Below are 25,722 nucleotides of genomic sequence, written 5' to 3'. Positions count from 1 at the left end.
GAGCACCTCGCCATGGAATTGCGCCCCTGGGCCGTACTGCTGGGTTTCACATTGTTGCTGCCGACCTTGTCGCTGGCCGCTGGCAAATGCGAGCGCCTGGTGGTGACCGGCAGCCCGGATGCGCCGCCTTTGCTCTGGCGCGACCCCCAGGACCCCACGCACCTGATCGGCGCCACCGCCGACATGCTGCAGCAAGTGGCCCAGGACCTTGGGCTGAAAATCGACCTGCTCTACGGCGGCACGCGCTCCCAGGCCTTGGATGAAGTGCGCAGCGGGCGCATGGATCTGCTCGCCGATGCGCCGTTGAATCTCGGCGAGCTGGAAACTCTCGACTACATCCATCCGGCGCTGGTGCAGACCGATTATCTGGTCTGGACCCGCAAGGATTCGGCGCTGGCCTATACCACGGCCACCGACCTGCACGGCCACAAGGGCGCGGTGTCCGAACGGGCGCGGTTGAGCCACGACTTTGAAACCTTCGCCGCCCAGCAATTGACCCTGCAACGCCTGCCTGCCTTGACTCCGGCGTTCCAGAAACTGCTGCTCGGGGAAGTGGACTACGTACTCGCCGGGCGTTACTCCGGCATGGCCATGGCCGAGACCCTCGGCATGAGCAATGACCTGATTGCCCACGACGTACCCGTCGATCAGCCTGGCCTGTACCTGGCGATTTCCCACAACTCCGCGTGCAATGATCCATGGCTGCGCGGACAGCTGGCGAAAAAGATGACAGAATTGTCCGGGTCTGGTGTGGCGCAAGCTGCGCTGCAGCGCAATCTGGAGCGCTGGAAAGCGCAATTGCAACAACCCGTCGGCACCCCAACAAAGTAGGGATTTTCAGTGACTTTTCGACCTCTTTTAGCGGCACTCGCCGTCGTTGCTCTGGCGGGATGTGCAGCCGATCCTGCGCCGAATGAACAAATACGCCTCACCCAGCAAGCCTTGGAACAAGCCAATGCCGTGGGTGCCAACCCCGATGAATCGCCTGAGCTGAAACTGGCCGAAGGCAAACTCACCCAGGCCCAGGCCGACATGGCCGACCGGTCCTACAAGGACGCGCGCATGCAGGCCGAACAGGCCGAACTGGATGCACGTCTCGCCGAAGCCCAAGTGTTGACCCGCAAGAGCCAGGAACAACTGAACGTGCTCAATACCCGTATCACCCGCCTGCGTAAGCAATTGCAGTTGGGAGAAGCCCAATGAGCCCGATGATCCGTGGTTTGAGTTGTATCGTGCTGCTGGGCAGCGCGGCCCTGGGCGGTTGCGCCAGCCACCCGAATGGCGAGCAGGCCCTGCAACAGGCGGGCAGCGACTTCCAGAAGGTCAAGGAAGACGCCAATGTGCTGCGCTTCGCGCCCAAGGACGTGATCCGCGCCGGAGAGTCCCTGGCCCGTGCCGATCGCTTGTCCAGCTACTGGGGCAGCGGCGCCGACGTGGTGCATTACGCTTACCTCAGCCAGCGCTACAGCGCGATCGCCCGCGAACACACCGAGCAGGCACTCAACCAGGAACACGGCGCCAAACTCGAACTCGAGCGCCAGCGACTGCAACTGGCCCTGCGTGAAAGCAAGCTGATCAGCGTGCAGCAGCAAGGCAAATGGCTCGAAGAACAGATCGCCAGCCTGGCCACCACCCAGACCGATCGCGGCTTGGTGATGACCCTGGGCGACGTGTTGTTCGACACCGGCGAAGCCGAATTGAAAAACTCGGCCAACCGCACCGTGCTGAAAATCGTCCAGTTTCTGCAACTGAACCCCAAACGCATCGTGCGTATCGAGGGTTACACCGACAGCACCGGCGGCGAGCAGGAAAACCTCCAACTGTCCCGCGACCGCGCGCAATCGGTGGCCGATGTGCTGGTGGACCTGGGGATCGACGAAAAACGCATCCAGGTCGAAGGCTATGGCGACCAGTACCCGGTGGAGGTCAACGCCTCCGAGCGCGGCCGCGCGCAGAACCGGCGGGTAGAGATCGTGTTCTCTGACGCAAAAGGCCAGCTCGGGGCCGCCCGCTAGGCGCCTGGCGCAAGCAAAATGTGGGAGGAGGCTTGCTCCCACATTTTTTTCGGGTGTACCCGAAACTCCTCAGGCCACCCTTACAGTTTTTTCTATCACTGCCGCCCGCGCTCGACTATTGTGGCAACTGTCCCCGTACACTTCTAAACTGTGCCGGTATGTTTCACACAAAAATAAAATACCCGTGAAATCGAGTGCTGCGTCATGACCAATCTGTTGCTTTATCAACGTATCGCCCAGCAACTGGCTGAGGATATCCGGCGCGGTGTCTATCAACCGGGCGAACGCGTGCCCTCGGTGCGCAAGATGAGCTCCCAGCTCAACGTCAGCCATGCCACGGTGTTACAGGCCTACGCCAATCTGGAAGATCAGGGCTTGATTCGTGCGCGGCCGCAGTCCGGGTATTACGTACACCAGACACCGGCGCTGACAGCACCGACGCCGGATATCGCCCGGGTCGAGCGCCCGGGGTTGGTGACCCGCAGCAGCATCATTCAGCAAGTGTTGGTGGAGTCGCGGCGCGAAGGCGTCTTCCCGCTGGGCGCGGCCGTGCCGAGTGTGGATTACTTGCCGGTACGCGCACTGCACCAGCAGTTGGCCAAGGTCACGCGCTTCCAGAGCCCACGGGCATTCAGCTACATGTTCAGCCCCGGCTTCGAGCCGTTGCGCCGCCAAGTGGCGATCCGCATGCGCGATGCCGGTGTGGTGGTGGACCCTTCCGAAGTGGTGATCACCCACGGCTGTGTCGATGCGTTACAGATGTCGCTGCGGGTGCTGACGCGGCCGGGCGACCTGATCGCCGCCGAGTCACCCACCTATTACGGCTTGCTGCAGTTGGCGGACCTGCTGGGCCTCAAGGTCATAGAGATCCCCAGTGACCCCGCCACCGGTATGAGCCTTGAAGCCCTGCAATTGGCCGCCAATCAGTGGTCGATCAAGGCCCTGGTGTTGACCACGCGCCTGAGCAACCCGTTGGGCGGCACCATGCCCGAGGAACGGCAGAAACAATTGCTGCGCCTGGCGTCGGATTTCGATATCCAGATCGTCGAAGACGATATCTACGGCGAACTGATGTTCGAGCTGGGTCGCACCAAAGCCCTGAAAGCCTACGATCGCCTTGATCGCGTGATTTATTGCTCGAGCTTTTCCAAAACCTTGTCACCCGGCGTGCGCATTGGCTGGATGATCGCCGGTAAGTATCAGCAGGAAATCCAGCGCTTGCAGATGTTCAGCACCCATTCGGCGTGCAGCGTCACCCAGATGGGCGTCGCCGCGTACCTGGAGAACGGCGGTTACGATCGGCACCTGCGTTACATCCGCCAGGAATATCGCAAGAACCTCAGTGCTTTCCAACTGGCGGTTCAGCAGTATTTCCCCGAAGGCACCCAGATGACCCGTCCGACCGGCGGTTTTATCCTGTGGGTCAGTTTGCCGGGGCGGGTCAATACCCAGGAACTGCATGTGCGTGCATTGCAACAGGGCATCAGCATCGCACCGGGGTTGATCTTCAGTAATACGGAACAGTTCAACCACTGTATTCGTCTTAACTGCGGCACGCCGTGGAACCGCGAGGCAGAGCGGGCGCTGATGACCTTGGGGATGCTCGCCAGTCAGTTATGCCAGGAAACCGCCGCCGGTTTTTGAGGTTCGCCAATCAGACAACTCTGATAGCTGGCTGATCACCGCGCTTGTCATGCTGCCCTCAACAAGCGAGCATATGGCCCTCTGCCGTTAATGCTGTTGGCAATATGACTTCTATTTTTCGCGCTGTTTTAGTGATTAGCCTGTTCAGCCTGAGTAATGTCGGCGCCACGCTGGCGGCAACGCCTGTGGTCAACCCCGCCCCGGCCGCGAGCACCGAGCAGAAAACGCCCGCAAAAAAACCGACCCCGGCCAAAAAAGTCTCGGCCACGAACAAAAAAAACACGCCGGTAAAAAAACGCGCGCCGATTGCGAGCAAGTCCAAGTCCGCCCACGAAGTGGCCCAGACCCAATTGCCACCGGCACAGTTGGATTTGTCCCTGCCCTCCGACATGGTCAGGCACTTGCAGCCCATCGGCAGCATGCCCGCGCCCAAAAACGTACCGTTGTTGCCGCCAATGTTTGGCGAGAAGCCGTCTGACAACAGTGCATTCCAGATCAACGGCCGCCTGCTCAGCAATGAGATGAGGCTGCAACTGCGCAACGAAGAACGGCGAGACGTGGAAGGCGCGGCGCTGGATTTCGAATTCAAGCAATAAACTTTTCCTACGCAGGTGACGTCGACACTCGACCATCTGTCGCAGACTGGTCAGTCACTTTTGTTTTCTGCGAAAAACCCCTGTTAGACCATTTTAAAACGGCTGTTTAAGGGCGTACTCTAGCCCGGCCATCCCTATTGAGCCGTCGAGGACCTGCTGGTCATGAAATGCCGTGAAGGCTGTGGCGCTTGCTGCATCGCCCCCTCCATCAGTTCACCGCTGCCGGGAATGCCCCAGGGCAAACCCGCGGGCGAACGCTGTCTGCACCTGTCGGTCGAACACTTATGCCAGTTGTTCGGGCAACCGGAACGGCCGGCGGTGTGCAGTGATTTCAAGGCGGATATCGAGGTCTGCGGCACCGACCAGGCCGATGCGATCAGGTTGATCGGCTGGTGGGAGCAGATGACGGCGGCTTGATGGCTTTACTATCGGAACTTCAACAATAAGGAATACAACAATGGGTTCGCTGAAACGAATGGCTGTGTTGTGCGGTTTTACGGTGTTGTTTGCTGCCACTGCTCAGGCTGAGGATTGGCAAGTCGCCAAGGATGAAGACGGGATCAAGGTGTCGCTGAGCGAAGTCGCCGGTTCCAAGTACAAGGCGTATCGCGGTGTGACAGTGATCAAGGCACCCGTGGCCAAGATCGAGGCCTTGCAGGAAGATGCGGTCGGTGCCTGCGCCTGGATTCATGACTGCAAGTCGCAAAAACTGCTCAAGCAGGAGGGCGTCAAGAGCTGGACCTACACCCAATTCAAGGCACCGTTCCCGGTGACCGACCGCGATTCGATCCTGGAAATCACCACGGCCAAGGCCGCCGATGGCAGCGTGACCCGCACCCTGCTGGAAGTGCCGACCTATCAGCCGGAAGTGAAGGGCTACGTGCGCGTTGCCCAGGTCGAAGGCTACTGGAAACTGGTGCCTAAAGGTGCCAATGAAACCGAAGTGACCTACCAGGTACACACCGAGCCAGGCGGCAGCGTGCCCTCGTGGTTGGCCAACAAGTTTGTGGTGGACGCCCCGTTCAACACCTTGAAAGCCCTGAAGGAACGCGCTGAGAAGTAAGCGCGGTTGATCCGGTGCCTGCGACCTTGAGTGGAACGTTTAGCGAGCCCTCAAGGTCCAGATAGAGGTAAGCCCACACGCGGGCTTTATCGAGGAGGCACCGATGCAAAATTGGCAGATTACCTTCGTTGATGATCACGGCGTGCAGTCCGTGGAGCGATTCGCCTGCGAGCGCAAGCCGAGCCTCGAGGATGCGGCACACATGATTCGCAACAAGCTGGTGCCGGTGGCCGCCGAACTGGACCTCAATGATCTGGACGGCCGCAAACCCGAGCCGACGGTCAAGATTCTCAAAGACCAGAACAGTATCCAGATCCTCGACATCTCTCCCGCCGCCTGAACATTCCCTGTCTGCCATTCAAGCGCCTCTGGTGGAGGTGATAGCTTCGCGCTACTCTGCAAGTGAGATCAGCGAATGAATCGCTAAGGTCTGGTCTTGTCAGCTACATGCTTGTTTTCCAGCGGTGATGTCATTGTCGTAGCCCCCGCGCCAGTACGGCGCCGGCTAGGGAAGCACGGAAAGTCTATCCATCGGTTTGAGGAGGACGTTTCATGAGCACAGCCTATCAAGAAGACATCAGCACCAACGTTCTGCGCCGCATGAAAGAGGGCGGCTTCGATTTTTCACGGTTCCACCCCATCGAGTTCTACGCCATTTTCCCGGACGAGGAACGGGCGCGCAGGGCTGCGGGTCGATTTCGTGGCGAATCCCTGAATGCCCAGGTCAGCGCGCGCGACGATGGCGCCTGGTACTTGGAACTGAGCAAGATCATGTTTGCAACCTACGACGGCATAGGAGACTTCGAGCAAGACTTTGAAGCGGTGGTCGAGCCGCTGGGCGGGATCATCGAAGGATGGGGCGTCAAGCAGGAGGTGCGTGGGTTACCCATGTAGCAGTATGAGAAACACAGCGTATCGGCTGACCTTTGGGTCGGCCGATTTTGTTTGTGGCGTCTGAAAGCGGGCGAAACTTGCGCTGTATTTTCAGGCAAAAAAAAGCCACCCGAGCAGGGTGGCCGAAAGGGAAGACCGGAGGAGTCGGTCGGTACACGAGGGCACACGGTACCGATTGCGCGATGGATTGGGCTGTAGGACGGGTCCTGTTCAGCAGATGGTGGCGATTATCCGCAACGGTGGCCGGGCAGTGAAATCAACTCTGGCTATGCTGTTGATAGTCAAAGCCCGCATTGTGATGAAGCGTGCGGCCGGACGCTGGGCATTCTGCGCACCAGGATGGTGCGCTTAGCTGTCCGTTATTATTTAACTCACTGATTTTTAAGTGTTTATGCCGCTGGCACGGGCCTTGCGATGATTCTCGCGTCCGGGTGACAAGGAGTACGGCATGATCCGCACTTATTACGACGAAATGTACGATGGGGCAGGGCAGGTTCGCCCCCATTACCGCGAGTTCGCCCGCTGGTTGGCTGAAACCCCTGCTGAATTGCTGGCCCAGCGCCGGCGCGAAGCCGATTTGCTGTTTCACCGCGCCGGGATCACCTTCACCCTTTACGGGGATGAACAGGGCACCGAGCGCTTGATTCCCTTCGACACCATCCCGCGCAGCATTCCGGCGAGTGAATGGCGGATTGTCGAACGTGGCTGCATTCAGCGGGTCAAGGCGCTGAACATGTTTCTCGCCGACCTCTACCATGAACAACGCATCATCAAGGCTGGGATCATCCCCGCCGAACAGGTGCTGGCCAACGAGCAATATCAGTTGGCCATGCAGGGCTTGAATCTGCACCGCGATCTGTATTCCCACGTCTCCGGCGTCGATCTCGTTCGCGATGGCGACGGCACCTACTACGTGCTGGAGGACAACCTGCGGACCCCGAGCGGCGTCAGCTACATGCTCGAAGACCGCAAGATGATGATGCGCCTGTTCCCCGAGCTGTTCGCGGCCCAGCGTATCGCGCCGATCGACCACTACCCCAATTTGCTGCTCGACACCCTGAAAAGCTCGAGCCCCCTGGATAACCCGAGTGTGGTGGTGCTGACTCCCGGGCGTTTCAACAGTGCGTTCTTTGAGCATGCCTTCCTCGCCCGGGAAATGGGCGTGGAACTGGTGGAGGGCGCCGACCTGTTCGTGCGCGATGACCGCGTATTCATGCGCACCACCGACGGTCCCAAGGCCGTGGATGTGATCTATCGGCGCCTCGACGATGCATTTCTCGACCCGCTGGCCTTCAACCCGGACTCCATGCTCGGCGTCCCCGGCCTGCTTGCCGCCTATCGTTCGGGCAACGTGGTGTTGGCCAACGCGATCGGCACCGGGGTGGCGGATGACAAGTCGGTGTATCCCTTTGTCACCGAGATGATCCGTTTTTACCTGGATGAAGAACCGATTCTGAAGAACGTTCCGACCTTCCAATGCCGTAAGCCCGACGAACTGTCCCACGTACTGGCTAACCTGCCGCACCTGGTGGTCAAGGAAACCCAAGGCTCCGGCGGCTACGGCATGCTCGTCGGTCCGGCCTCCAGCGCGGCGGAAATCGAAGCCTTCCGCGCCCGTATCAAGGCCAAGCCCCACGCCTATATCGCACAGCCGACCCTGTGTTTATCCACCTGCCCGACCTTTGTCGAAAACGGTATCGCCCCGCGCCATATCGACCTGCGCCCGTTCGTGTTGTCCGGCAAGGAAACCCGTGTGGTGCCCGGCGGCCTGACCCGCGTGGCCTTGCGCGAAGGCTCGCTGGTGGTCAACTCGTCCCAGGGCGGCGGCACCAAAGACACTTGGGTGGTTGAGGACTGATGCCATGTTGAGTAGAACTGCCTCGGATTTGTACTGGATGTCGCGCTACCTGGAACGTGCGGAAAACCTCGCGCGCATGCTCGACGTCAGCTATTCGCTGTCGCTGATGCCCCAGGACGGGCGCGGCGACGGCCTGCATGAACTGGCCATGCCGTTGCTGATCACCGGCACGCTGGACGACTATCACGCGCGACACGGTGAGCTGCACGCCGAGCGCCTGCTGCACTTTTTCGCGCTGGACGCGGCCAACCCGGCGAGCATCTACAGTTGCCTCGGCGCTGCGCGGGCGAGTGCCCATGCCGTGCGTGGGCGAATCACCGCCGACATGTGGGAAAACATCAACGCCACCTGGCTGGATATCCGCGATATCGCCCAGCAGGGCTTGAGCCGCTACGGCATGAGCCGGTTCTGTGAGTGGGTCAAGGAGCGTTCGCACCTGTTTCGTGGGGCGACCTACGGCACCATCATGCGCAACGATGCCTTCCGCTTTATCCGCCTGGGCACGTTCATCGAGCGCGCCGACAACACCCTGCGCCTGCTGGATGCGCGCTATGAAATGGCCGGCGACCAGGCCGAAGCGGTCAGCGATGGCACGGCCCACGCGTACTACCAGTGGAGTGCCTTGTTGCGCGCGTTGTCGTCGTTCGAGGCCTACACTGAAATCTACCGCGACGCCCCCGGCGCCCGGCAAGTGGCGGAGCTGTTGCTGTTGCGTGCCGATGTACCGCGCTCGTTGCGGGCCTGCAGCGAAGAGATCGACCAGATCCTCGCCAGCCTGCCCGGCCTCAACGGCCGCCCGGCCCAGCGCCTGGCCGCCGAAATGGACGCACGCCTGCGCTTTACCGCGATCGACGAAATCCTCGAGGAAGGCCTGCACGCCTGGCTGACCGACTTTATTCCCTTGGTCCGCCAGTTGGGCGACGCCATCTACAGTTCCTACCTGGAGGCGGCATGAGACTCTCCATCAGCCACGAAACCACCTACCACTACGACGATCAGGTGCGCGCAAGCATCCAGTACCTGCGTCTTACGCCCCACGATAGCGAGCGCCAGCACGTAATCAGTTGGCAACTGGACCTGCCGCGTCCGGTGCGCGCCCAGGTCGACCCGTTCGGCAATATCCTGCATGTATTGACCTTGGACGAGCCCCACGACGCCATCATCATTGGCGCCCGTGGCCAGGTGGATATCGACGAGTTGCGCGAGGCTGAGCACGAGAGCCAGTCAGCCTTCCCGTTCTTGCGCAGCACGCGCCTGACCGAGCCTGACGAAGCCTTGCGTCGCTTTGCCGAGCAGCATTGCCATCAGCGCCGCGACCGCAGCGCCCTGATCGATCTGATGCATGCGCTCAACCACTCGATGGTCTACACACCCGGCGCCACCGAGGTCGACACCAGCGCCGCCGAGGCCTTCGCGGGGCGTGCGGGTGTCTGCCAGGACCACACCCACGCGTTTCTGGCCTGTGCGCGCAGCCTGGGGATTCCGGCGCGGTATGTGTCGGGGTATTTGTACACCGAGGACAGCACGCACCTGGCCAGTCACGCCTGGGCCGAAGCCTGGCTGGACGACGCCTGGTACAGCTTTGACGTGACCAACCAACTGGCGCGGCCGGAGCGGCACCTGAAACTGGCCGTGGGCCTGGATTATCTGGACGCTTGCCCGGTGCGCGGCATGCGTCGCGGCGGCGGGCATGAGCAGATGCATGCCAAGGTGTTTGTGGCGCCGACGCCGCTGGTTTTGGTGCAGCAGCAATAACTCAGGGCTGCTGCTTACGTCCGGCCATATGCTTCAAATACCCCACCAACAACGTTAGCTCGCTGTCGGGCAACACACCGGCGGCGAAAGCCGGCATTTTCGCCTGGGGCCAGCGGCGCAGGCTTTGCGGGTCGCGGATATAGCGCTTGAGGAAATCGCCGCTGAAATATTCGGTGGGGTTGTAGGGAATGTTCAGGTCCGGCCCCACCTGTGCATCACCAGCTCCATTGAGGCGGTGACAGGCCATGCAGTTTTTCTGGAACAGCGCAAAGCCTCGGTTGACCGGATCATCCGCACTCAGCTTCGGGTCGGGCAACAACGCCGGAAAGCGCTCGGCGACCGTCTGCAACTGCTTGATCCCGGCGATCTGGAACGGCCATTGCTCGGGGCTGATGTGCCCGGCCTGAGGGTTCGTCCACACCAGGTAGAACGGCCCGGCACTCGGTTTGCCCTCGGCCAGCGCGGGCCACGGCTGGGTGGGGTCTTCCACCGCCAGCCAGGCGCGGGCGCCGTGGGTTTCCAGCAAAGGCGCGGCGCTCAGTTCGGCGGCGAACCCATCGAGAGCAACGGCCTGCAGATGGTTTTTCGCCTGCAGACCCGGTAAGAGTGCCGCCAGCGGGACTGCGCGATACGTCATGTTGCGCTTGTAGGAAACGTCATTAACGATATGCACCGTCTGTGCATCGGGGTGCTTGAGCAGGTCGGCGGTCTGCCAGGTCTTGCTGGCGTGGTCCAACTCAATGGTCAACTGCGCGGCGGCAGCGGGCAGGGCGAGGAACACGGCGAGGAGGGCGAGGATCGATTTCAAGAGGGAGGCCCGGTGCGAGAGGGAATGGCGCCTAAGATACCGGAAATTTCCCAGGCAAAACGGCAGCCCCTGCAACAGGACCGCTATTCGCAATGTCCCGGCAGGCGCTGCCAAAAACGGAAAGCCTGATGCACAGAATGAGGTGTGTGATTCGTCAGCCAAGCACCTTGGTCAGGTTGGGCAGGATCAGAATCAGTGTGGTGGCGAACAGAATAAGTCCCGCCTGACGTACTTTCGAATGTTTGAACATGGCTGACTGCCTTTTGTTGTTATTCCTGAGCGTCAAATGCGTGCCGGTTTATTTCAGTATCGCAACGTGACGTGTCACTTTTCTTACGGTTGCTCCAGCAAAACCCGGCAGCAACTTCCTACTGAGTGAACCTTAGAGCCCTCGTTCTGCCTGGCTTAGATCCATTTCGTATCACCCAGTCGTATATTTTAGTTAAATAGGTATGAGGCCTATCGCCATCTTGGCGCCAATGCCTTGGCTAGACCGCTAAAACGATTAATCAAAGGATTGCACTCACCCGCTACCGTTCGTCCGAGCGAGGGGGTCAAAAGCAATGAGCGCATCCGTCATTGAAACCGTGTCAATCGGGCCTAAGGTAAGGGCACACCTGCACAGCGGTTCGAGGACGTCATGACCCAAGCTTTGATCTTTGATGCGATACGCACGCCCCGGGGCAAAGGCAAGGCCGACGGTGCCTTGTACAGCGTCAAGCCGGTAAACCTGGTGGCGGGTTTGCTGACTGCGCTGGCCCGGCGCAGCGACCTCGACACCCGCCAGGTGGATGACATCGTCCTCGGCTGCGTCACCCCCGTGGGGGACCAGGGCGCCGACATCGCCAAGACCGCCGCGCTGGTGGCGGACTGGGACGTCAGCGTCGCCGGTCTCCAGGTCAACCGCTTCTGCGCCTCGGGCCTTGAGGCGGTGAACTTGGGGGCGATGAAAGTGCGTTCCGGCTTCGAGGACCTGGTGGTGGTCGGTGGCGTCGAGTCGATGTCCCGCGTACCCATGGGCAGCGATGGCGGCGCCTGGGTGCTCGACCCACAAACCAATCTGCACAGTCACTTCACGCCCCAAGGCATTGGCGCGGATTTGATCGCGACCTTGGAAGGCTTCAGTCGCCAGCACGTCGACGCCTTCGCCCTGCATTCCCAGCAGAAAGCAGCCAGGGCGCGCTCAGACGGTTCCTTCAATAAGTCGCTGATCGCGGTGCAGGACCAGAACGGCATTGTGCTGTTGGACCACGATGAATTTATCCGTGCCGACTCCACGCTCGAAGGCCTGGGCAAGCTCAAGCCCAGCTTCGAGATGATCGGGCAGATGGGCTTTGACGCCACCGCACTGCGGGTCTACAGCCATGTCGAGCGGATCGACCATGTCCACACCCCCGGCAACAGCTCCGGTATTGTCGACGGTGCCGCGTTGATGTTGATCGGCTCGGAAGCCAAGGGCCGCGAGTTGGGCCTGCAGCCGCGGGCGCGGATTGTCGCCACGGCGGTCACCAGCACCGACCCTACGATCATGCTCACCGGCCCCGCACCGGCCACACGCAAGGCGTTGGCCAAGGCTGGGCTGCGCGTCGAAGACATCGACCTGTTCGAGGTCAACGAGGCCTTCGCCTCGGTGGTACTCAAGTTCATCAAGGATATGCGCATCGACGCCGCCCGGGTCAACGTCAACGGCGGCTCGATCGCCATGGGCCACCCGCTGGGCGCCACGGGTTGCGCGATCCTCGGCACCTTGCTCGACGAACTGGAAGTGCGCCAACAACGCTACGGCCTGGCCACCCTGTGTGTCGGCGGTGGCATGGGCATCGCTACCATTATCGAACGCCTCTGAGCCCAAGGAATTGTCATGACCGAAGCCATTCGTTACGAAAAGGGCCAGGACCAGATCGTGGTACTGACCCTCGACATGCCTGGCCAGAGCGCCAACACCATGAACGCCGTGTACCGCGAGGCCATGGCGGCCACCGTGACGCGTCTGCAAGCGGAAAAGGACGAGATCGCCGGCGTGGTCATCACCTCGGCGAAGAAGACGTTCTTTGCCGGCGGCGACCTCAATGAATTGATCAAGGTCGACAAGGCTCACGCCAAGGAATTCTCCGACAGTGTGCGGGTATTGAAGGCGCAACTGCGCAGCCTGGAAACCCTTGGCAAGCCGGTGGTTGCCGCAATCAATGGCGCAGCCCTCGGCGGCGGCTGGGAGATTTGCCTGGCGTGTCATTACCGGGTCGCGCTGGACGACCAGTCGGTACAGCTCGGTCTGCCGGAAGTCACCCTGGGCCTGTTGCCGGGCGGCGGTGGCGTGGTGCGGATGGTGCGCCTGCTGGGTTTGGAAAAAGCCCTGCCCTATTTGCTGGAGGGTAAAAAAATCCGACCGCAGCAGGCCCTGCAAGCAGGCTTGATCGACGCGCTGGCGGCGGATCGCGACGAACTGCTGGCCAAGGCCCGCGCCTGGATTCTCGCCCACCCTGAGGCTGCGCAACCTTGGGACAACAAGGCCTACCAGATCCCCGGAGGCACGCCGTCTAGCCCGAAAGTCGCGCAGATGCTCGCCATCGCGCCATCGATCCTGCGCAGCAAAACCAATGGCTGCTTCCCGGCGCCGGAGAAAATTCTCTGCGCCGCGGTGGAAGGCGCCCAGGTGGATTTCGACACCGCACACCTGATCGAAACCCGCTACTTCACCGAATTGGTCACCGGGCAGGTGGCGAAAAACATGATCGGCACCTTCTGGTTCCAGCTCAATGACATCAACGCCGGGCGTTCGCGCCCCCAGGGCTTTGCGCCTTACGTCACGCGTAAAGTCGGCGTGCTTGGTGCCGGGATGATGGGCGCGGGGATTGCCTACGTCAGCGCCTGCGCAGGTGTTGAGGTGGTGCTCAAGGACATCGACCTCGCGTCCGCCGAGAAAGGCAAGGCGCACTCGGCCACGCTGCTGGACAAGAAGGTCAGCCGTGGGCAATTGACCGCCGAGCAGCGCGAAGCCACCTTGGCGCGTATTTATCCTACGCAGTCTGACGCCGACCTGGCCGGCTGCGACCTGATCATCGAAGCCGTGTTCGAAGACCGTGAGCTCAAGGCCAGGGTCTCTGCCGCCGCGCAAAACGTGGTCGGCTCCGAGGCGGTGATCGCTTCCAACACCTCCACCTTGCCCATCAGCGGCCTGGCCACGGCGGTGGCGGATCAAGCCAGGTTTATCGGCCTGCACTTCTTCAGCCCGGTGGACAAGATGCCGCTGGTGGAAATCATCAAGGGCACGCAGACCTCGGACGAAACCCTGGCGCGTGGTTTCGACTTCGTCCTGCAAATCAACAAAACCCCGATTGTGGTCAACGACAGTCGCGGCTTCTTCACCTCGCGGGTGTTCGGCACATTCACTAACGAAGGCATCGCCATGCTCGGCGAAGGCGTGGCTGCACCGATGATCGAGACCGAGGCGCGCAAGGCCGGTATGCCGGTGGGGCCGCTGGCGGTGTCCGACGAAGTGTCCCTCAGCCTGATGAGCCATATCCGACAGCAGACGGCTAAGGATCTGCAGGCCGAAGGTAAAGTGCTGCCAATCCATCCGGCGACGCAGGTGATTGATCTATTGGTCAACGAGTACAAACGCACGGGCAAGGCGGCGGGGGGCGGCTTCTATGAGTACCCCGCAGGCGGACAGAAGTATTTGTGGCCGGAACTGAAAAGCCGATTCGAGCGCCCTGACCAACGCATTTCAGCTCAGGATGTGCGCGACCGTTTGTTGTTTATCCAGGCCATCGAAACCGTGCGCTGCGTGGAGGAGGGCGTGTTGATGTCCACGGCGGATGCCAACGTCGGCTCGATCTTCGGCATCGGCTTTGCTGCGTGGACGGGTGGCGCGCTGCAATTTATCAACCAGTACGGCTTGAATGACTTTATTGCGCGCGCGCGCTACCTGGCCGAGCAGTATGGCGAACGCTTCGCGCCGCCGGCGTTGTTGCTGCGAAAAGCCGCACAGGGTGAAGTATTTGTCTGACCACTACGCTGCCCACTGAACGATAGCGATCCACTGTGCGCGGGCTTGCGTTGCGGGGGTATTTCAAGGCAGGCTCTGTGGGTGTTCAATATTCCCATCGCCGTGTCAGGTATTTTTTATGTCGCTACGCGTCTGCATCCTGGAAACCGATATCCTGCGTCCAGGCTTGATTGATCAGTACCAAGGTTACGGGCAGATGTTCAAGCGCCTGTTCTCCAAGCAGCCGATCCCCGCCGAGTTTGTCGTGTACAACGTGGTGCAGGGTGAATACCCCTCGGATGATGAGGTGTTTGACGCGTACCTGGTAACCGGCAGCAAGGCCGACTCGTTTGGCACCGACCCTTGGATTCAGACGCTCAAAACCTACCTGCTCGACCGCTATGAGCGCGGCGACAAGTTGTTGGGCATCTGTTTCGGCCACCAATTGCTGGCGCTGCTGCTAGGCGGCAAGACCGAGCGCGCCGGCCAGGGCTGGGGGATGGGCATCCACGACTATAAAGTCGATGCCAAGGCGCCGTGGATGAGCCCTGAGGTGCCGGAGCTGACGTTGTTGATCAGCCACCAGGACCAGGTGACCACCTTGCCGGACAATGCCACGGTCATCGCTTCCAGCGAATTTTGCCCGTTTGCGGCGTACCACATCGGCGACCAGGTGCTGTGCTTCCAGGGGCACCCGGAGTTCATCCACGACTATTCCCGCGAGTTGTTGGAGATTCTTCAGACAACCTTGGGCGAGAAGGTCTACAAGAATGGCGTCGCCAGCCTGGCGCGCGACCACCACGGTGTGACCGTGGCGGAGTGGATGATGCGCTTCGTCGCGCACAAGCCTGAAGCCAAGGTTTAAAGCCAGCCCGAACGCTTGAAGCTGGCCCACAACCCGCTGCACCCTACGGCGATGAACCCCAGCACGGCAAAATAGCCGTAATGCCACTGCAACTCGGGCATATTCTGGAAGTTCATCCCGTAAATCCCTGCCACCGCCGTGGGGAACGCCAGGATCGCCGCCCACGCGGCGAACTTGCGCTGCACCACGCTCTGGCGCGAGGCCTCCAGCAACACACCGATCTCGATGGTCTGGCTGGCGATGTCGCGCAGGGTGGCCAGGTCTTCCATCTGCCGTGTGACGTGGATTTGTACATCACGAAAATACGGGCGCATGTTCTTGTCGATAAACGGAAAACTCAGCTTCTGCAGCTCCTCGCTGATCTCCACCATCGGGGCCACATAGCGGCGCAGGCGCAGCACGTCACGGCGCAGGCCGTGGAGGTTCTGGACATCGTGTTCATTGAGTGAGCTGCACAGCACGTTGCGCTCCAGCTCATCGATCTCGGCGTGGATCGCCTCGCTCACCGGCTGATAATTTCCGGTGACGAAATCCAGCAGCGCATAGAGTACGAAATCTTCCCCATGCTCCAGTAACAATGGTCGCGCCTCACAGCGCTGGCGCACAAAGCCGTAGGACGCAGAGTGCCCGTTGCGCGCCGTGATGATGTAGCCGTTGCCGGCAAAGATATGGGTCTCGATAAACACCAGCTTGCCGTTTTCGCGCACCGGTGAATAAGTGACGATAAACAGCGCGTCGCCGAAGGTTTCCAGCTTGGGGCGGCTGTGTTTTTCCAGGGCGTCTTCGATGGCCAGTTCATGCAGGTTGAACTGGCGTTGCAGGTTGGCCAGTTCTTGGGCGTCGGGCTCTTCCAGGCCTATCCAGACAAAATGCCCGGGTTTGGCGGCCCAGGCCGCGCCTTCGTCGAGGGTTATATCGGTAACTTTCTTTCCGGCGCTATAAACAGCGGCCGCAACAACTCTACCCATGGTGCCGATCACTTCTTATCAGGGGGACAGATGTTGGGCAGCTTAGCTGGAAGCGAGTTCTATTGTTACGGCACTTTGCAATTGGTGGTCCATCGTCTTGATGCATTCATCCATCTGCGCGTAGCAGGCTTGCATCAACGCCGGGATGTCATCCACCGTCAGGCCGGTGGTAGGAATCGGCGGCAGTGAGCGTATGAGCACATCACCACTGTTCCAGCGATTGAGCCGCATATGCGTGACGTAATTGCTTACACACACCTGCACGATGGGCACGCCGGCGGCAATCGCCATGTGGAACGCGCCTTTCTTGAACGGCAGCAGGCCCTTGCCCAGGTTGCGCGTGCCTTCCGGGAAGACCCAGATCGACGTGTCCTTATGCTGCAACGTCCGGGTGGTGGTGAGCATTGCGCGGCGAGCCTTGTGCGCATTGCCGCGGTCGATCAGCACGTTGCCAGCCAGCCAGAACAACTGGCCGAACAACGGCACCCATTTCAGGCTTTTCTTGGCGATACACACGGTGCGGTGCGGCACCACGGTGCCCAGCACAAACAGGTCATAGTTGGACTGGTGGTTGGCGATGATCAGGCAACTGCCGGGCTTGTTGCGCAGCGAATCGACATCGGCCTTCACGCGCAGCCCCAGTATTCGCATCGCCGGCAACGCATACAGACGCGCGCACAGACGGCTGTTGTCCGGGTTGAACGGCCGACAGATCCCCAGCAGCACGCCCAAGCCGCCGGCGAGGATAAAGTGCAGGCCCATCAATAACATACGCAACATAAACAGCATCGACGTGGCCCATCGAGAGAAAAGGTGGCGCAGTGTACGGATGTGCACTGTATTCGGCAATTGCCCGGTAGAGGTAGGAGATAGGCGATGTTTAAGTGCATGTTTCAACAATTGCCAGCAGGGGCTGACTAGAGCGGCTAAGGAGGATTCGGATTTGCTTGTAAGAAAAAGCCCGACTCAAGGTCGGGCTCTGACACAACAGGTGTGGGGGCTTAGCTAAGGATATGGCCCTGGTCCTGGATGATTGCCTCATCCAGGGCTTCCAACAGTGCCTTGCGCACTTTCAGTTTGGTCTGCTTGTGGGCATTCATATTGAGCTTCTTCAACTGCCGAGCCGCCTCCAGCGCTGCCGTGTGCAATGCGTCCGGCGCCACCACCTTATCGAGGAAGCCGGCTTGCAAGGCGCCTTGCGGGTCGAACATCTCGGCATTGATCACCGAGCGGTGAAACGCCGACTTGCGCAGACGATCCCGCGCCAATTCGATACCGGCGTGGTGCATGGTCATGCCGATTGCCACTTCATTCAGGCCAATGCTGAACGGGCCCTCGACCCCGATCCGATAATCCGCCGACAACAGCAGGAAAGCGCCCTTGGCCACCGCATGCCCTGGGCACGCGACGATCACCGGGAACGGATGCGCCAACAGGCGCCGCGCCAGCGTCGAGCCCGACGTCACCAGGCCGATGGCCTCTTTAGGCCCGGCGGTCATCACTTTCAAATCATAGCCACCCGACAGAATCCCCGGCGTCCCGGTGATGATCACCACCGCCCGATCCTTCTCGGCCTGATCCAGCGCTTCATTAAACGCACTGACCACCGCCGGAGAAATGGCATTTACCTTGCCGTTGCTCAAGGTCAGGGTCGCGATACCGTCTTCCAGGTGGTAGGAGATCAACTCACTCATGACGCGGTTCCTTGTAGGACTTGTTATAGAGGTGCATGCGCAGACGTTACCCACCACGCCCGCCCTGGTAAAGCGCCGTGACTGACTGGCCGGTCAGGCTTTCCCTCGATACCCGGCGGTAAACCGCCTGGGCAGGGCGCAGCAACCGTTCCAGACGCGTGTCGTCGATGCCTGAGAATGGCAGAATCATCGCCCTCACATGGCCCGTCACGGAATACCGGTCTAACCGCATGAAAATTCTGAAAAAAACCTTTGCCATCAGAAAGGCTTTCGACTACATTAGCGCGCCTCGACAGACTGAACTGGTTTGACGAGATACGGTGAAGTGTCCGAGTGGCTTAAGGAGCACGCCTGGAAAGTGTGTATACAAGAAATTGTATCGAGAGTTCGAATCTCTCCTTCACCGCCAAATTTGAAACGACTAAACCCCTGAAAACGTTAAAGTTTTCAGGGGTTTTGTGTTTTCAGGGGGTAAAAAAGGCCCATATGGGAACATCCATGGGAACACGGGCTGCTGGACTGCCCGCGTTCGAACCCCGGTTTACGGAGCTTCGTCACCACTTGGTGGATGAATGCCTAGGGCGTGCTGCAGCATGCCGATGACGTCCGGGCCGTCCTCGTTGATCCACATGCCGTAGTGCTGTCGGATCATGTTCGCGCTGGTATGGCCCATCTGCTCCGCGATCCAGTCGACCGACGCCACGCCTGTGGTCAGCAACTGGCTGGCGTAGGTGTGGCGGCATTGGCCTGGCCCACGGTAGCGAACGCCGGCCGCTTTCAAGTGCGCTTTGAAGAACCTGTCCCTCACGACAAAGTCGCTGACGTGTGGCAGGCCGCTCTTGGTGTTCAGGAATACGAAGTGCAGCTTGTGTTTGCGGACGGTCTTGTTGTCCCGCTCGACGACATCGACCGTGTCTACGGTTTTGAGCTGGTTGATCGCGTCCAGCTTGCGCAGGGCATCCCACGCGGGCTCCAGCAGGCGCACCTTACGCGTCGAGCGTCGGGTTTTGGTCACTCGGTAGGCCCCGCGCACCTTGGATCGGCGAAAAGTCACCGTCCCCTGCTTCAGATCGACGTCCTCCCAGGCCAGCGCGATGGTCTCCGACACCCGTGGCCCCGCCCAAATCATGAACTGCACCATCAGCAGCTCCTGGGTGCGGCTGGTGTGTGTGTCGAGGATCTGCTTGATTTCCGCCCTGGTGAACGGGTCCGGCGCCTCTGGATCGGGCAGGCGCACGAATAACCCCTCGGTTGGGTCGTGCGCGACCTTCTTCCGGGTGCGGTAGAGCCTGAATACCTGGCGCACATTGCTGATGATGTCGCGGATGGTCTTGTTCTTAAGCCGTTTCGACAGCGGCCCTTGAATCCATTCCTGCAGGTCCAAGTGGTCAATCTGATCGATCTGAACGTCACCCCAGCGCGGCCGCACATGGACTTCAGCCTTGTTTTTGTACCCTCGGAAAGATGTCGCGGCCACGCTGTTGCTTTTGATGGTCAGCCAAAGGTCCAGGTAATGGCCGAAGCTGTTCTCTGCCAGTTTGGTCGACTCGGGAAAATGCCGGCGGTAATCGAAGGTGCCGGCCTGTATCTCGTATTCGATCACCGTCACCAGGCGCTTGGCATGCTCCCGGTTGGCCGGTGTGTTGCCGCCGGGCACCAGCTCCCGGCACAGCTCGCCATTGAAACGAAAATAGACCCGTACCGAATTGCCACGGGCCTCTACGCCATCTGCCATATGCGTCCCCACGCGATGTATCGAAAGATTCTTCCAACAGAATGAAAAAAGGCCCGTCGCCGGGCCTGATGTATTGCGGTTTTAGTGTTGCCGATCACTGCTGGCGAAGTAACCAGAACAGGCCGGCACTTTTTCTAGGTGCCGGTGTGGCCCCTGCTTGGGCCTCCTCGGCCCGACGCTTGGCGTTGGCTGCCTGGCGTGCCTTGCTGCATTTCTGGTGGTTGCCGTGGGCACGGGATCTGTTGCATTGGTCACAGACTCCCGTGAGGTCCAGGTTCCAGGGGAAGGATTTACCGTTGTTCATAGTTGAACCTCCGGAATGCAGGAAAGCGGAGGGCATGACTTAACCGCCTGGGCGTCAAGGAATACGTCCATTTGGGCTGCCCCATCAAGCTTCGCCGACGCTATGCGGAGTTCAGCCATCTCGGCATATTCAGGGTTCAGTTCGCACAAGATCGATCTGCGCCCCTCCTCCATAGCGACCACCGCAGTTGTGCCAGCTCCACCGAATGGATCTAGGACTACGCCACCGCGTGGCGCTCCGGCAAGAATGCATGGACGGATCAAGTCGGGCGGGAAGGTCGCGAAGTGGGCCCCCTTGAATCCTTTCGTTGGAACGGTCCACACGCTACGCTTGTTTCGAGTATCCAAAGGCCAGTCACTTTCCTCTCGGCCTGGCCGGTGCGTTCCTAGCGACTGCCCAGGGATAGTTTGTTCTCGCTTTGAATCATCGCGTTTGAAGCTGTCCCGCTTGCTACGCACAGCTTTCATTGGCCCATTTGCTTTTCCGGGCACGCGATCACTCCCGTGCTGTTGCTCGAGATCCTGCGCCAATCGCGTGATCGAACTGAGCGCCACAGGCTCCTTGATCGCATCCTGGTCGTAGTAATATCGAGGTGACTTGCTCAGCAGGAACAGGTATTCGTGCGATTTTGTGCAACGGTCACGGGTGGATTCCGGCATTGGGTTAGGCTTGTGCCAGATAATGTCCTGACGCAGATACCAGCCGTCGTCCTGCAGAGCGAAGGCCAAGCGCCATGGCATACCCATCAAGTCTTTTTGTTTGAAACCTTTGTGCGGCTGACGCCGATGCCCTCGCCGTACTGCACCTCTGGTGGATTTGGAAACGATATCGTGCTTGCCTGCTGAACCGTCCGGGGCATAGCCTCCGGCGATTGATGCATAGCTGTCACCCATGTTCACCCAGGCCGTGCCGTCGTCGCGGAGTACACGACGCACTTCCCGGAACACCTCAACCAAGCGTGCAATGAACTCCGCCGGCGTTTTCTCCATCCCGATCTGACCATCCACCCCATAGTCACGCAGTCCGAAGTAGGGTGGACTGGTTACGCAGGTGCTGACGGAACCGCTCGGGAGCGCCCGCATCATTTCGATGCAGTCACCCACGAGAATTTGATGTGGTTGATCCAACATGCTCACCCCTTTTTACATCCGAAACGATTGGTGAATGAACTCGGGCTCTGCCTTATGTTCTGCAGGTTTCGCTACGTCGTCCTGGATCTCGCAAACGAATCGATGCCGCTTCCGGTTGGGCGCAGTCAGGGCCTCGGTCAGGCCTGGTACGGCGGCGGAGCATTGCTCATAGGAGTGAGTGCCTTTCCAACTATCCGCCATCACCACCTGGCAATCCGTCCGGGTTGCATCCGCGCACAGGTAAAGCAAAAGGAATACGGTCATGGTGCATTCCCCGCGCCGCAGTTCGGGCAGTCGTCGAAGCGCTGACGCTCGCTGAGAAAACGCCCGCAGCCTTCGCAGTTGAGCCGGTCGCTGAAGATGCGGTTGCGCGGGCGTTTGATCTTGGGCAGCTTGAGGGCGACTGAGCGCAGTGCCTGCTTGTGGTCGAGCAGCGCGGCCCGGACCACCGGACGTGAAAGCTCGACGATGTATCCGCATGGCCAAAGCTCGAAGCCTTGGTCCAGGTACCAAGCGGCATCTGCCGCCGCCGGGTGGATGGCGTCATTGAGGTTGCCGGTTGGGCCTTTGCCGCCGCGCCACACCAGATCATTGCCGTCCCACTCGCGTGTGTAGGCCACATATACGCGGCCGTCTTCGTTGCGGTAGGCCTCGGCCTCTGACTTGGTGAGGTACTGGCAGTCAACGCCGACCTCTGCCAGGGTGCGGACGTACTCCACTGGCCAGGGCAGGTCGGTTTCGCGGCATTCGTACTGCTTGACTGCGGACTCGCGTTTGAACTGCTCAGCCTCGTTCAGGTTCGAGGTGTAGCCGCCCCCCTCACGCCAGAACATGGCCCGGCTGCCGACGTTGCTGCGGCTGTCCTGCAAGAAGAAGAGGTCAGACATGATTAACCTCCTGCTGCGCTACGCTCAGCGCAATCGCTACCGGCTTCACCCAAATCGACACGTTGCTGAGCATGAAGGTCTCCCCAGCCTCGGAAAGCAGCAGCGTCATGCCGAACACATCAGCCATTGCCCTTGCAGCCGCTCGCGGTACCGCGTTGCCGATCCGCTCCCGGTGGTTGCCGTCGTTGATGCCGTCCAGCATGAAGACTCCGGCCTGTTCGATCTTGCGAACGCGCTGCATTCGTTCGATCTCGCGGGCGGTCTGCGGATCTGCTGACCAGTAGTCCTCTGGATCAAACAGCGATTGCAGCGCGGCCAGCTCTAGGGTGGTGAACGGGCGGTGCCAGGTGCCGTCGAGGCTGGTGATCATGCAGGTCAGCCGGTCGTTGGGCGCCGGCATGCGCTGATCGGCTACCGACCACCGGCCATTGTCGTGGCAGGCACTGGCAGAAACGGCGCCGGCCGGGGCGTTGTAGTCGACCACACCGTAATGCCCGCCAGTCAGGTAAGCATCGCCCTTGCTGCGTGACATGCCCGGACGCGGGTCTGCAATCGATAAAGCACCGCTGGCGACCTGTTGCGAGCCGGTCACGGTCTTGGCGCTTTCGCACCAGGGGGTGATCCGCAGCTTTTGAGTGCTGGCGTTCGGGTGCCAGTTTTTGTAGGCGGGATCTGCCACGGCGAAAGCGCCTTGCCCGGTTGTGCTGCCGGCGATCACGGTGCCAGCGGGTTTGCTGTAGTCGGTGACCAGGTACTTGCCGAAGCCCTTGGACGGTTGTCGAGGGTCGGCCACTACCTGCCCACCGGAGCTTGGGCCGTGCCCTGCGGTGATAGTGCCAGCGGCTTGGTTGTTGCGCACCACGCGGAATACGTTGTTGTGGCGCTCGCCGCTTGTACGCGGGTCTGCAACGCTGAACGTCCCTTGCCCTGGGCTGCGTTGGCCGGTGACGACGCCGCAGTGGCGGTCATAGGGCAGCACACCGTATTGGGTGTATTCGAATTTGCTCGTAGGCCGAGGGTCGGCCACCGAGAATTTGCCGTTGGTCGGGCTCGACCGGCCGGCGACGGTGCCGGCGGTGTCCTGCCAGTCATGAACACCGAGATAACCGGCGCGGTATTCCGGCACGATCACAAAGTCACGTAGGTGACCGTCCTCGATCGCAAACCGACTCAGGCTGCGCCAATCTTTCCCGGCCTCCACCAGGGCCAGGCGTACCCACGTTTTCCACTGCAACGCCGGCACCCGGTGCATCGGTCCCGCCTGATCGATATCGCCGGCCAGCGGCATACGGCTCAGCACGTCACCGACTGCGCGCAGGCTGCGTTTTTCCGGTTCGTACAGGAACGCCGGCACCTTCTCGATATGCCTGGCCACCATCAGGAAGCGCTTCCGACTTTGGGCCAGGTTACCGATTTCGCCGCAGTCGTGGGTGGTCTCCGCCACTGCATAGTTGTAGTGCCTGAACAGCTTGGTGATCTGGTCCAGCAGGTACCGACCGCGGGTAGCTAAGCGCGGGACGTTTTCGAACACGATCAATGACACCGGGTTGTGCTTCCAGGCCTCAAGCATCAACCACACACAGCGCAACGTCAGCTCGTTGAGCGCCCGGTACTTGGGCGTCTGGCTCATAGTCTCGGACAAAAGGCCCGAGGCGCCCTTGCAGGGACTGCTGATGAACACTGCATCCGGATCTTCGTTGCCGGCAGCGCGGCGCAAATCCTCGGCGGTGGCTTCCTTCCAGCCGGCGGGCGGCTGCTGGCCGTGGAACGCTGTGTATTGCTCGCGGGTGAACAGGTCCATCAGCGTGCCAGGCACACCGGTCATCATCTGAAAGTCGCGTAAGCCGGCCGGGTCGACGTCGACGCCGCCCAGGCAGCGCCATTCAGCTTGCACGGGGCCCAGGACTGGTTTGGAGTCGCTGAAGCCAGCGGCGCCGCTGCCAAGGCCACAGCAGAGGTGGAAGTGGGTGAGGGTGCGCTTGATCATGAGCGGGCCTCCATCAGCATGCGCGTCAGCGCATTGGGCTGGCCAACTGGTGTCAGCTTGTCGAGCGGCTGCGTAACGGTGCGACCGTTGGCGGCGCGCAAGGTGGCAACGTTGCCATCAATCCCTACGATTACGCCTGTACGGGCGCTGAGCCGATATTCCCGGCCACCGCCGGTCATTGCGACGTAGCTGACCGTGTCGCCGATTGCCAGCGGGGTTGTGGTAGCCTCTGCGGTGCCGCCTTTGGGTTGATTCACTTGCATGGTGCTTCTCCTTTTGGTGGTCGGTGCCGAGGGGTTGCAGCCCTTCGGCACCACCTTCTTACTGGCTTTCGCCGGTTGGTTTTTGCTTCCGCACCAGGTGCAGCAGCAGATTTTCGAACTCAACAACCTCATCAGTCGCTGACTGCCATTCCAGAACTGCCTGGATCTGGTCCCGGCTGCACTCCAGCGCCAGGATCTCTTCGTTGTTAACCGCTTGAACCTCCAGGATCGCGACCAGCCCGGCTGGGTCGTAGGCTTCCGCGTGAACGATCTTCCCGGTCTCGCCAATCCAGTCCTTAAGGCTTTTCAGAAGCCTGAGCCGGATTGTTTCCCCGTTCTGGCCGTCACCGGTGATGACTTGTACGTGCATGGTGCTTCTCCTTTGGGTGGCAGGCGTTGCAGCGCCAAAACCGGGGAATTCAGAATTGAACGAAGTCGGTTTCGACGACATGTCGAACCGCGCTCAATGAATTGAGGCGTTGTTCACTGGTGAGGTTGAGCAGCAAGCTGAGAGCGTCCACAAGAGCCATCAACTGCCCACCGTTTTTGGCTGCACGCACACTGAGTTGATGGCCATGTTCATCGAGTAACGAGGCCGTATAGGCAGGCGCGAGCTTGTTGAAGGTACTGACAAGCTGGTCTTCACGTTGAGCTACTGCGTGGCCGAAAGCCCCCGCTTGTTGGGCGGTAAGTTGATTCAGGGCAGAGGCACTTTTCAGGCTTTCTGTTGTGTGAGTAATGCCGAGGTGCATATGGGCAATGCGACTTTCGAGGGCTTCACTGCACTGGATGGGCTGACTGCTGACGATTGTTAGCGCGCCATGGAAGTAAGCGTCTTCTGTCCCTTGCGTTTGGGCACGGCGAATGACTCCGCCGCTGTAGAGGTCGCGGAGTTCCTCCCAGTCAAAGGCAGGATTTTCGGTAGGCACCGACTCCAGAACCACGACTGTCTTTCCTATTGTTCCTGCGGCGGCAAGCCAGCGCGAACGTCCTGCCTGGGTGGAGTATTCCGGTGTGTGAACTCTAGGGGATTCTTCGCCAACGAGTTTCCACAAATAGCCCGTCAAGAAGGTTTTGCCGGCGCCTGCTTCGCCTTCGATGTGCAGGAACGGGAAGCTGTGATGTTCCGTGCGGATTCGGTCGGCGTGCAGTGCGCCGAGCCACCAGGCCATTGCGACAACCCCTTTCGTGCCAAATACGGTGTAAAAGTCATCAAATTGAATCGCTGATTTGAGTTCGTTTTGCATAGTGCAGCTCCTGTTGTTGCG

The 25,722-nt window shown here is 60.3% G+C and carries 29 protein-coding genes and 1 tRNA gene; 16 read left to right on the top strand and 14 right to left on the bottom strand.

Annotated elements, in window-relative coordinates:
• Window positions 1-12: 12 nt before the first annotated feature.
• The 12 genes from J2Y83_RS21600 to J2Y83_RS21545 all read left to right on the top strand — a co-directional run bounded on the left by J2Y83_RS21600 (window position 13) and on the right by J2Y83_RS21545 (window position 9,825).
• A complete protein-coding gene (locus J2Y83_RS21600; RefSeq protein WP_253398119.1) occupies window positions 13-831 on the top strand; it encodes a substrate-binding periplasmic protein in 819 nt (272 codons plus the stop codon).
• Between the two features lie 9 nt (window positions 832-840).
• A complete protein-coding gene (locus tag J2Y83_RS21595; RefSeq protein WP_253398117.1) occupies window positions 841-1,203 on the top strand; it encodes a DUF4398 domain-containing protein in 363 nt (120 codons plus the stop codon).
• On the top strand, window positions 1,200-2,015 hold the full coding sequence (locus tag J2Y83_RS21590) for an OmpA family protein (RefSeq protein WP_253398115.1): 816 nt from the start codon (window positions 1,200-1,202) through the stop codon (window positions 2,013-2,015). Before J2Y83_RS21595 ends, J2Y83_RS21590 begins: the two co-directional genes overlap by 4 nt.
• Before the next feature lie 204 nt (window positions 2,016-2,219).
• Window positions 2,220-3,659: a PLP-dependent aminotransferase family protein gene (locus tag J2Y83_RS21585; protein ID WP_005790467.1), complete on the top strand. Its 1,440-nt coding sequence runs from the start codon at window positions 2,220-2,222 to the stop codon at window positions 3,657-3,659.
• A 104-nt stretch (window positions 3,660-3,763) separates the two neighbouring features.
• Complete coding sequence (locus J2Y83_RS21580; RefSeq protein WP_253398113.1) at window positions 3,764-4,255, top strand: translation initiation factor 2; 492 nt, start codon at window positions 3,764-3,766, stop codon at window positions 4,253-4,255.
• A gap of 162 nt (window positions 4,256-4,417) precedes the next feature.
• On the top strand, window positions 4,418-4,672 hold the full coding sequence (locus tag J2Y83_RS21575; protein WP_247402639.1) for a YkgJ family cysteine cluster protein: 255 nt from the start codon (window positions 4,418-4,420) through the stop codon (window positions 4,670-4,672).
• A 40-nt stretch (window positions 4,673-4,712) separates the two neighbouring features.
• On the top strand, window positions 4,713-5,318 hold the full coding sequence (locus J2Y83_RS21570) for an START domain-containing protein (protein ID WP_253398111.1): 606 nt from the start codon (window positions 4,713-4,715) through the stop codon (window positions 5,316-5,318).
• A 103-nt stretch (window positions 5,319-5,421) separates the two neighbouring features.
• The gene (locus J2Y83_RS21565) at window positions 5,422-5,658 is read left to right on the top strand and encodes a hypothetical protein (RefSeq protein ID WP_253398109.1); all 237 of its coding nucleotides are present in this window, start codon (window positions 5,422-5,424) and stop codon (window positions 5,656-5,658) included.
• A gap of 212 nt (window positions 5,659-5,870) precedes the next feature.
• A complete protein-coding gene (locus J2Y83_RS21560) occupies window positions 5,871-6,212 on the top strand; it encodes a ribonuclease E inhibitor RraB (RefSeq protein WP_003193463.1) in 342 nt (113 codons plus the stop codon).
• Window positions 6,213-6,660: 448 nt separating this feature from the next.
• Window positions 6,661-8,070 (top strand): circularly permuted type 2 ATP-grasp protein, encoded by a 1,410-nt coding sequence (locus tag J2Y83_RS21555; RefSeq protein WP_253398107.1) that lies wholly within the window; start codon window positions 6,661-6,663, stop codon window positions 8,068-8,070.
• Window positions 8,071-8,074: 4 nt separating this feature from the next.
• Entirely contained in the window at window positions 8,075-9,025 is a 951-nt protein-coding gene (locus J2Y83_RS21550) for an alpha-E domain-containing protein (protein WP_026140215.1), read from the top strand.
• Entirely contained in the window at window positions 9,022-9,825 is an 804-nt protein-coding gene (locus J2Y83_RS21545) for a transglutaminase family protein (protein ID WP_253398105.1), read from the top strand. Before J2Y83_RS21550 ends, J2Y83_RS21545 begins: the two co-directional genes overlap by 4 nt.
• Window position 9,826: 1 nt before the next feature.
• Here the strand turns inward: J2Y83_RS21545 and J2Y83_RS21540 are convergent, their stop codons facing one another.
• Window positions 9,827-10,633: a c-type cytochrome gene (locus tag J2Y83_RS21540; RefSeq protein WP_253398103.1), complete on the bottom strand. Its 807-nt coding sequence runs from the start codon at window positions 10,631-10,633 to the stop codon at window positions 9,827-9,829.
• A gap of 640 nt (window positions 10,634-11,273) precedes the next feature.
• Here J2Y83_RS21540 and J2Y83_RS21535 point away from each other — a divergent pair.
• The 3 genes from J2Y83_RS21535 to J2Y83_RS21525 all read left to right on the top strand — a co-directional run bounded on the left by J2Y83_RS21535 (window position 11,274) and on the right by J2Y83_RS21525 (window position 15,486).
• Window positions 11,274-12,479: an acetyl-CoA C-acetyltransferase gene (locus J2Y83_RS21535; protein WP_253398101.1), complete on the top strand. Its 1,206-nt coding sequence runs from the start codon at window positions 11,274-11,276 to the stop codon at window positions 12,477-12,479.
• Window positions 12,480-12,494: 15 nt separating this feature from the next.
• Window positions 12,495-14,642: a 3-hydroxyacyl-CoA dehydrogenase NAD-binding domain-containing protein gene (locus J2Y83_RS21530; RefSeq protein ID WP_253398099.1), complete on the top strand. Its 2,148-nt coding sequence runs from the start codon at window positions 12,495-12,497 to the stop codon at window positions 14,640-14,642.
• Window positions 14,643-14,760: 118 nt separating this feature from the next.
• On the top strand, window positions 14,761-15,486 hold the full coding sequence (locus J2Y83_RS21525) for an amidotransferase (RefSeq protein ID WP_253398097.1): 726 nt from the start codon (window positions 14,761-14,763) through the stop codon (window positions 15,484-15,486).
• Here the strand turns inward: J2Y83_RS21525 and J2Y83_RS21520 are convergent.
• The 4 genes from J2Y83_RS21520 to J2Y83_RS21505 all read right to left on the bottom strand — a co-directional run bounded on the left by J2Y83_RS21520 (window position 15,483) and on the right by J2Y83_RS21505 (window position 18,338).
• The gene (locus J2Y83_RS21520; protein ID WP_253398095.1) at window positions 15,483-16,454 is read right to left on the bottom strand and encodes a magnesium and cobalt transport protein CorA; all 972 of its coding nucleotides are present in this window, start codon (window positions 16,452-16,454) and stop codon (window positions 15,483-15,485) included. The two genes, J2Y83_RS21525 and J2Y83_RS21520, sit on opposite strands and share 4 nt — an antisense overlap.
• Window positions 16,455-16,496: 42 nt before the next feature.
• Window positions 16,497-17,243, bottom strand: coding sequence for a lysophospholipid acyltransferase family protein (locus J2Y83_RS21515; RefSeq protein ID WP_247405382.1), 747 nt, complete (start codon window positions 17,241-17,243; stop codon window positions 16,497-16,499).
• A gap of 212 nt (window positions 17,244-17,455) precedes the next feature.
• On the bottom strand, window positions 17,456-18,148 hold the full coding sequence (locus tag J2Y83_RS21510) for a crotonase/enoyl-CoA hydratase family protein (protein ID WP_247405379.1): 693 nt from the start codon (window positions 18,146-18,148) through the stop codon (window positions 17,456-17,458).
• 46 nt (window positions 18,149-18,194) lie between these two features.
• Window positions 18,195-18,338 (bottom strand): hypothetical protein, encoded by a 144-nt coding sequence (locus J2Y83_RS21505; protein ID WP_247405376.1) that lies wholly within the window; start codon window positions 18,336-18,338, stop codon window positions 18,195-18,197.
• A gap of 129 nt (window positions 18,339-18,467) precedes the next feature.
• Between J2Y83_RS21505 and J2Y83_RS21500 the strand changes: the two genes are divergently transcribed.
• Window positions 18,468-18,557: transfer RNA gene (locus tag J2Y83_RS21500), tRNA-Ser, on the top strand.
• 132 nt (window positions 18,558-18,689) lie between these two features.
• Here J2Y83_RS21500 and J2Y83_RS21495 read toward each other — a convergent pair.
• From J2Y83_RS21495 to J2Y83_RS21455, 9 genes are all read right to left on the bottom strand, one after another.
• On the bottom strand, window positions 18,690-19,883 hold the full coding sequence (locus J2Y83_RS21495; RefSeq protein ID WP_253398093.1) for an Arm DNA-binding domain-containing protein: 1,194 nt from the start codon (window positions 19,881-19,883) through the stop codon (window positions 18,690-18,692).
• A gap of 94 nt (window positions 19,884-19,977) precedes the next feature.
• Window positions 19,978-20,187, bottom strand: a complete 210-nt coding sequence (locus tag J2Y83_RS21490; protein WP_253398091.1) for a hypothetical protein — start codon at window positions 20,185-20,187, stop codon at window positions 19,978-19,980.
• Complete coding sequence (locus J2Y83_RS21485) at window positions 20,184-21,314, bottom strand: DNA-methyltransferase (RefSeq protein ID WP_253400428.1); 1,131 nt, start codon at window positions 21,312-21,314, stop codon at window positions 20,184-20,186. The genes J2Y83_RS21490 and J2Y83_RS21485 overlap by 4 nt, the downstream gene beginning before the upstream one ends.
• 15 nt (window positions 21,315-21,329) lie before the next feature.
• Window positions 21,330-21,581, bottom strand: a complete 252-nt coding sequence (locus tag J2Y83_RS21480; RefSeq protein ID WP_253398089.1) for a hypothetical protein — start codon at window positions 21,579-21,581, stop codon at window positions 21,330-21,332.
• Complete coding sequence (locus tag J2Y83_RS21475; protein WP_253398087.1) at window positions 21,578-22,204, bottom strand: hypothetical protein; 627 nt, start codon at window positions 22,202-22,204, stop codon at window positions 21,578-21,580. Before J2Y83_RS21475 ends, J2Y83_RS21480 begins: the two co-directional genes overlap by 4 nt.
• A complete protein-coding gene (locus tag J2Y83_RS21470; RefSeq protein WP_253398085.1) occupies window positions 22,197-24,191 on the bottom strand; it encodes a DNA cytosine methyltransferase in 1,995 nt (664 codons plus the stop codon). Before J2Y83_RS21470 ends, J2Y83_RS21475 begins: the two co-directional genes overlap by 8 nt.
• A complete protein-coding gene (locus J2Y83_RS21465) occupies window positions 24,188-24,454 on the bottom strand; it encodes a hypothetical protein (RefSeq protein ID WP_253398083.1) in 267 nt (88 codons plus the stop codon). The genes J2Y83_RS21470 and J2Y83_RS21465 overlap by 4 nt, the downstream gene beginning before the upstream one ends.
• Window positions 24,455-24,512: 58 nt before the next feature.
• Window positions 24,513-24,824: a hypothetical protein gene (locus tag J2Y83_RS21460; RefSeq protein WP_253398081.1), complete on the bottom strand. Its 312-nt coding sequence runs from the start codon at window positions 24,822-24,824 to the stop codon at window positions 24,513-24,515.
• Between the two features lie 49 nt (window positions 24,825-24,873).
• Entirely contained in the window at window positions 24,874-25,701 is an 828-nt protein-coding gene (locus J2Y83_RS21455) for a hypothetical protein (RefSeq protein ID WP_253398079.1), read from the bottom strand.
• Window positions 25,702-25,722 lie beyond the last annotated feature (21 nt).

The sequence above is a fragment of the Pseudomonas marginalis genome (assembly GCF_024169655.1).
Lineage (GTDB): Bacteria > Pseudomonadota > Gammaproteobacteria > Pseudomonadales > Pseudomonadaceae > Aquipseudomonas > Aquipseudomonas paraveronii.
The sequence above is the reverse complement of the archived record's forward strand: the minus strand, read 5'-3'. Positions and strand labels throughout refer to the sequence as shown.

Bases quoted from the DNA above. Each gene is read 5' to 3' on its own strand.
- J2Y83_RS21600 (WP_253398119.1), top strand. From the start codon at position 13: ATGGAATTGCGCCCCTGGGCCGTACTGCTGGGTTTCACATTGTTGCTG.
- J2Y83_RS21590 (WP_253398115.1), top strand. From the start codon at position 1,200: ATGAGCCCGATGATCCGTGGTTTGAGTTGTATCGTGCTGCTGGGCAGC.
- J2Y83_RS21585 (WP_005790467.1), top strand. From the start codon at position 2,220: ATGACCAATCTGTTGCTTTATCAACGTATCGCCCAGCAACTGGCTGAG.
- J2Y83_RS21580 (WP_253398113.1), top strand. From the start codon at position 3,764: ATGACTTCTATTTTTCGCGCTGTTTTAGTGATTAGCCTGTTCAGCCTG.
- J2Y83_RS21575 (WP_247402639.1), top strand. From the start codon at position 4,418: ATGAAATGCCGTGAAGGCTGTGGCGCTTGCTGCATCGCCCCCTCCATC.
- J2Y83_RS21570 (WP_253398111.1), top strand. From the start codon at position 4,713: ATGGGTTCGCTGAAACGAATGGCTGTGTTGTGCGGTTTTACGGTGTTG.
- J2Y83_RS21565 (WP_253398109.1), top strand. From the start codon at position 5,422: ATGCAAAATTGGCAGATTACCTTCGTTGATGATCACGGCGTGCAGTCC.
- J2Y83_RS21560 (WP_003193463.1), top strand. From the start codon at position 5,871: ATGAGCACAGCCTATCAAGAAGACATCAGCACCAACGTTCTGCGCCGC.
- J2Y83_RS21555 (WP_253398107.1), top strand. From the start codon at position 6,661: ATGATCCGCACTTATTACGACGAAATGTACGATGGGGCAGGGCAGGTT.
- J2Y83_RS21550 (WP_026140215.1), top strand. From the start codon at position 8,075: ATGTTGAGTAGAACTGCCTCGGATTTGTACTGGATGTCGCGCTACCTG.
- J2Y83_RS21545 (WP_253398105.1), top strand. From the start codon at position 9,022: ATGAGACTCTCCATCAGCCACGAAACCACCTACCACTACGACGATCAG.
- J2Y83_RS21535 (WP_253398101.1), top strand. From the start codon at position 11,274: ATGACCCAAGCTTTGATCTTTGATGCGATACGCACGCCCCGGGGCAAA.
- J2Y83_RS21530 (WP_253398099.1), top strand. From the start codon at position 12,495: ATGACCGAAGCCATTCGTTACGAAAAGGGCCAGGACCAGATCGTGGTA.
- J2Y83_RS21525 (WP_253398097.1), top strand. From the start codon at position 14,761: ATGTCGCTACGCGTCTGCATCCTGGAAACCGATATCCTGCGTCCAGGC.
- J2Y83_RS21520 (WP_253398095.1), bottom strand. From the start codon at position 16,454: ATGGGTAGAGTTGTTGCGGCCGCTGTTTATAGCGCCGGAAAGAAAGTT.
- J2Y83_RS21515 (WP_247405382.1), bottom strand. From the start codon at position 17,243: ATGCTGTTTATGTTGCGTATGTTATTGATGGGCCTGCACTTTATCCTC.
- J2Y83_RS21510 (WP_247405379.1), bottom strand. From the start codon at position 18,148: ATGAGTGAGTTGATCTCCTACCACCTGGAAGACGGTATCGCGACCCTG.
- J2Y83_RS21505 (WP_247405376.1), bottom strand. From the start codon at position 18,338: ATGATTCTGCCATTCTCAGGCATCGACGACACGCGTCTGGAACGGTTG.
- J2Y83_RS21495 (WP_253398093.1), bottom strand. From the start codon at position 19,883: ATGGCAGATGGCGTAGAGGCCCGTGGCAATTCGGTACGGGTCTATTTT.
- J2Y83_RS21490 (WP_253398091.1), bottom strand. From the start codon at position 20,187: ATGAACAACGGTAAATCCTTCCCCTGGAACCTGGACCTCACGGGAGTC.
- J2Y83_RS21480 (WP_253398089.1), bottom strand. From the start codon at position 21,581: ATGACCGTATTCCTTTTGCTTTACCTGTGCGCGGATGCAACCCGGACG.
- J2Y83_RS21475 (WP_253398087.1), bottom strand. From the start codon at position 22,204: ATGTCTGACCTCTTCTTCTTGCAGGACAGCCGCAGCAACGTCGGCAGC.
- J2Y83_RS21470 (WP_253398085.1), bottom strand. From the start codon at position 24,191: ATGATCAAGCGCACCCTCACCCACTTCCACCTCTGCTGTGGCCTTGGC.
- J2Y83_RS21465 (WP_253398083.1), bottom strand. From the start codon at position 24,454: ATGCAAGTGAATCAACCCAAAGGCGGCACCGCAGAGGCTACCACAACC.
- J2Y83_RS21460 (WP_253398081.1), bottom strand. From the start codon at position 24,824: ATGCACGTACAAGTCATCACCGGTGACGGCCAGAACGGGGAAACAATC.
- J2Y83_RS21455 (WP_253398079.1), bottom strand. From the start codon at position 25,701: ATGCAAAACGAACTCAAATCAGCGATTCAATTTGATGACTTTTACACC.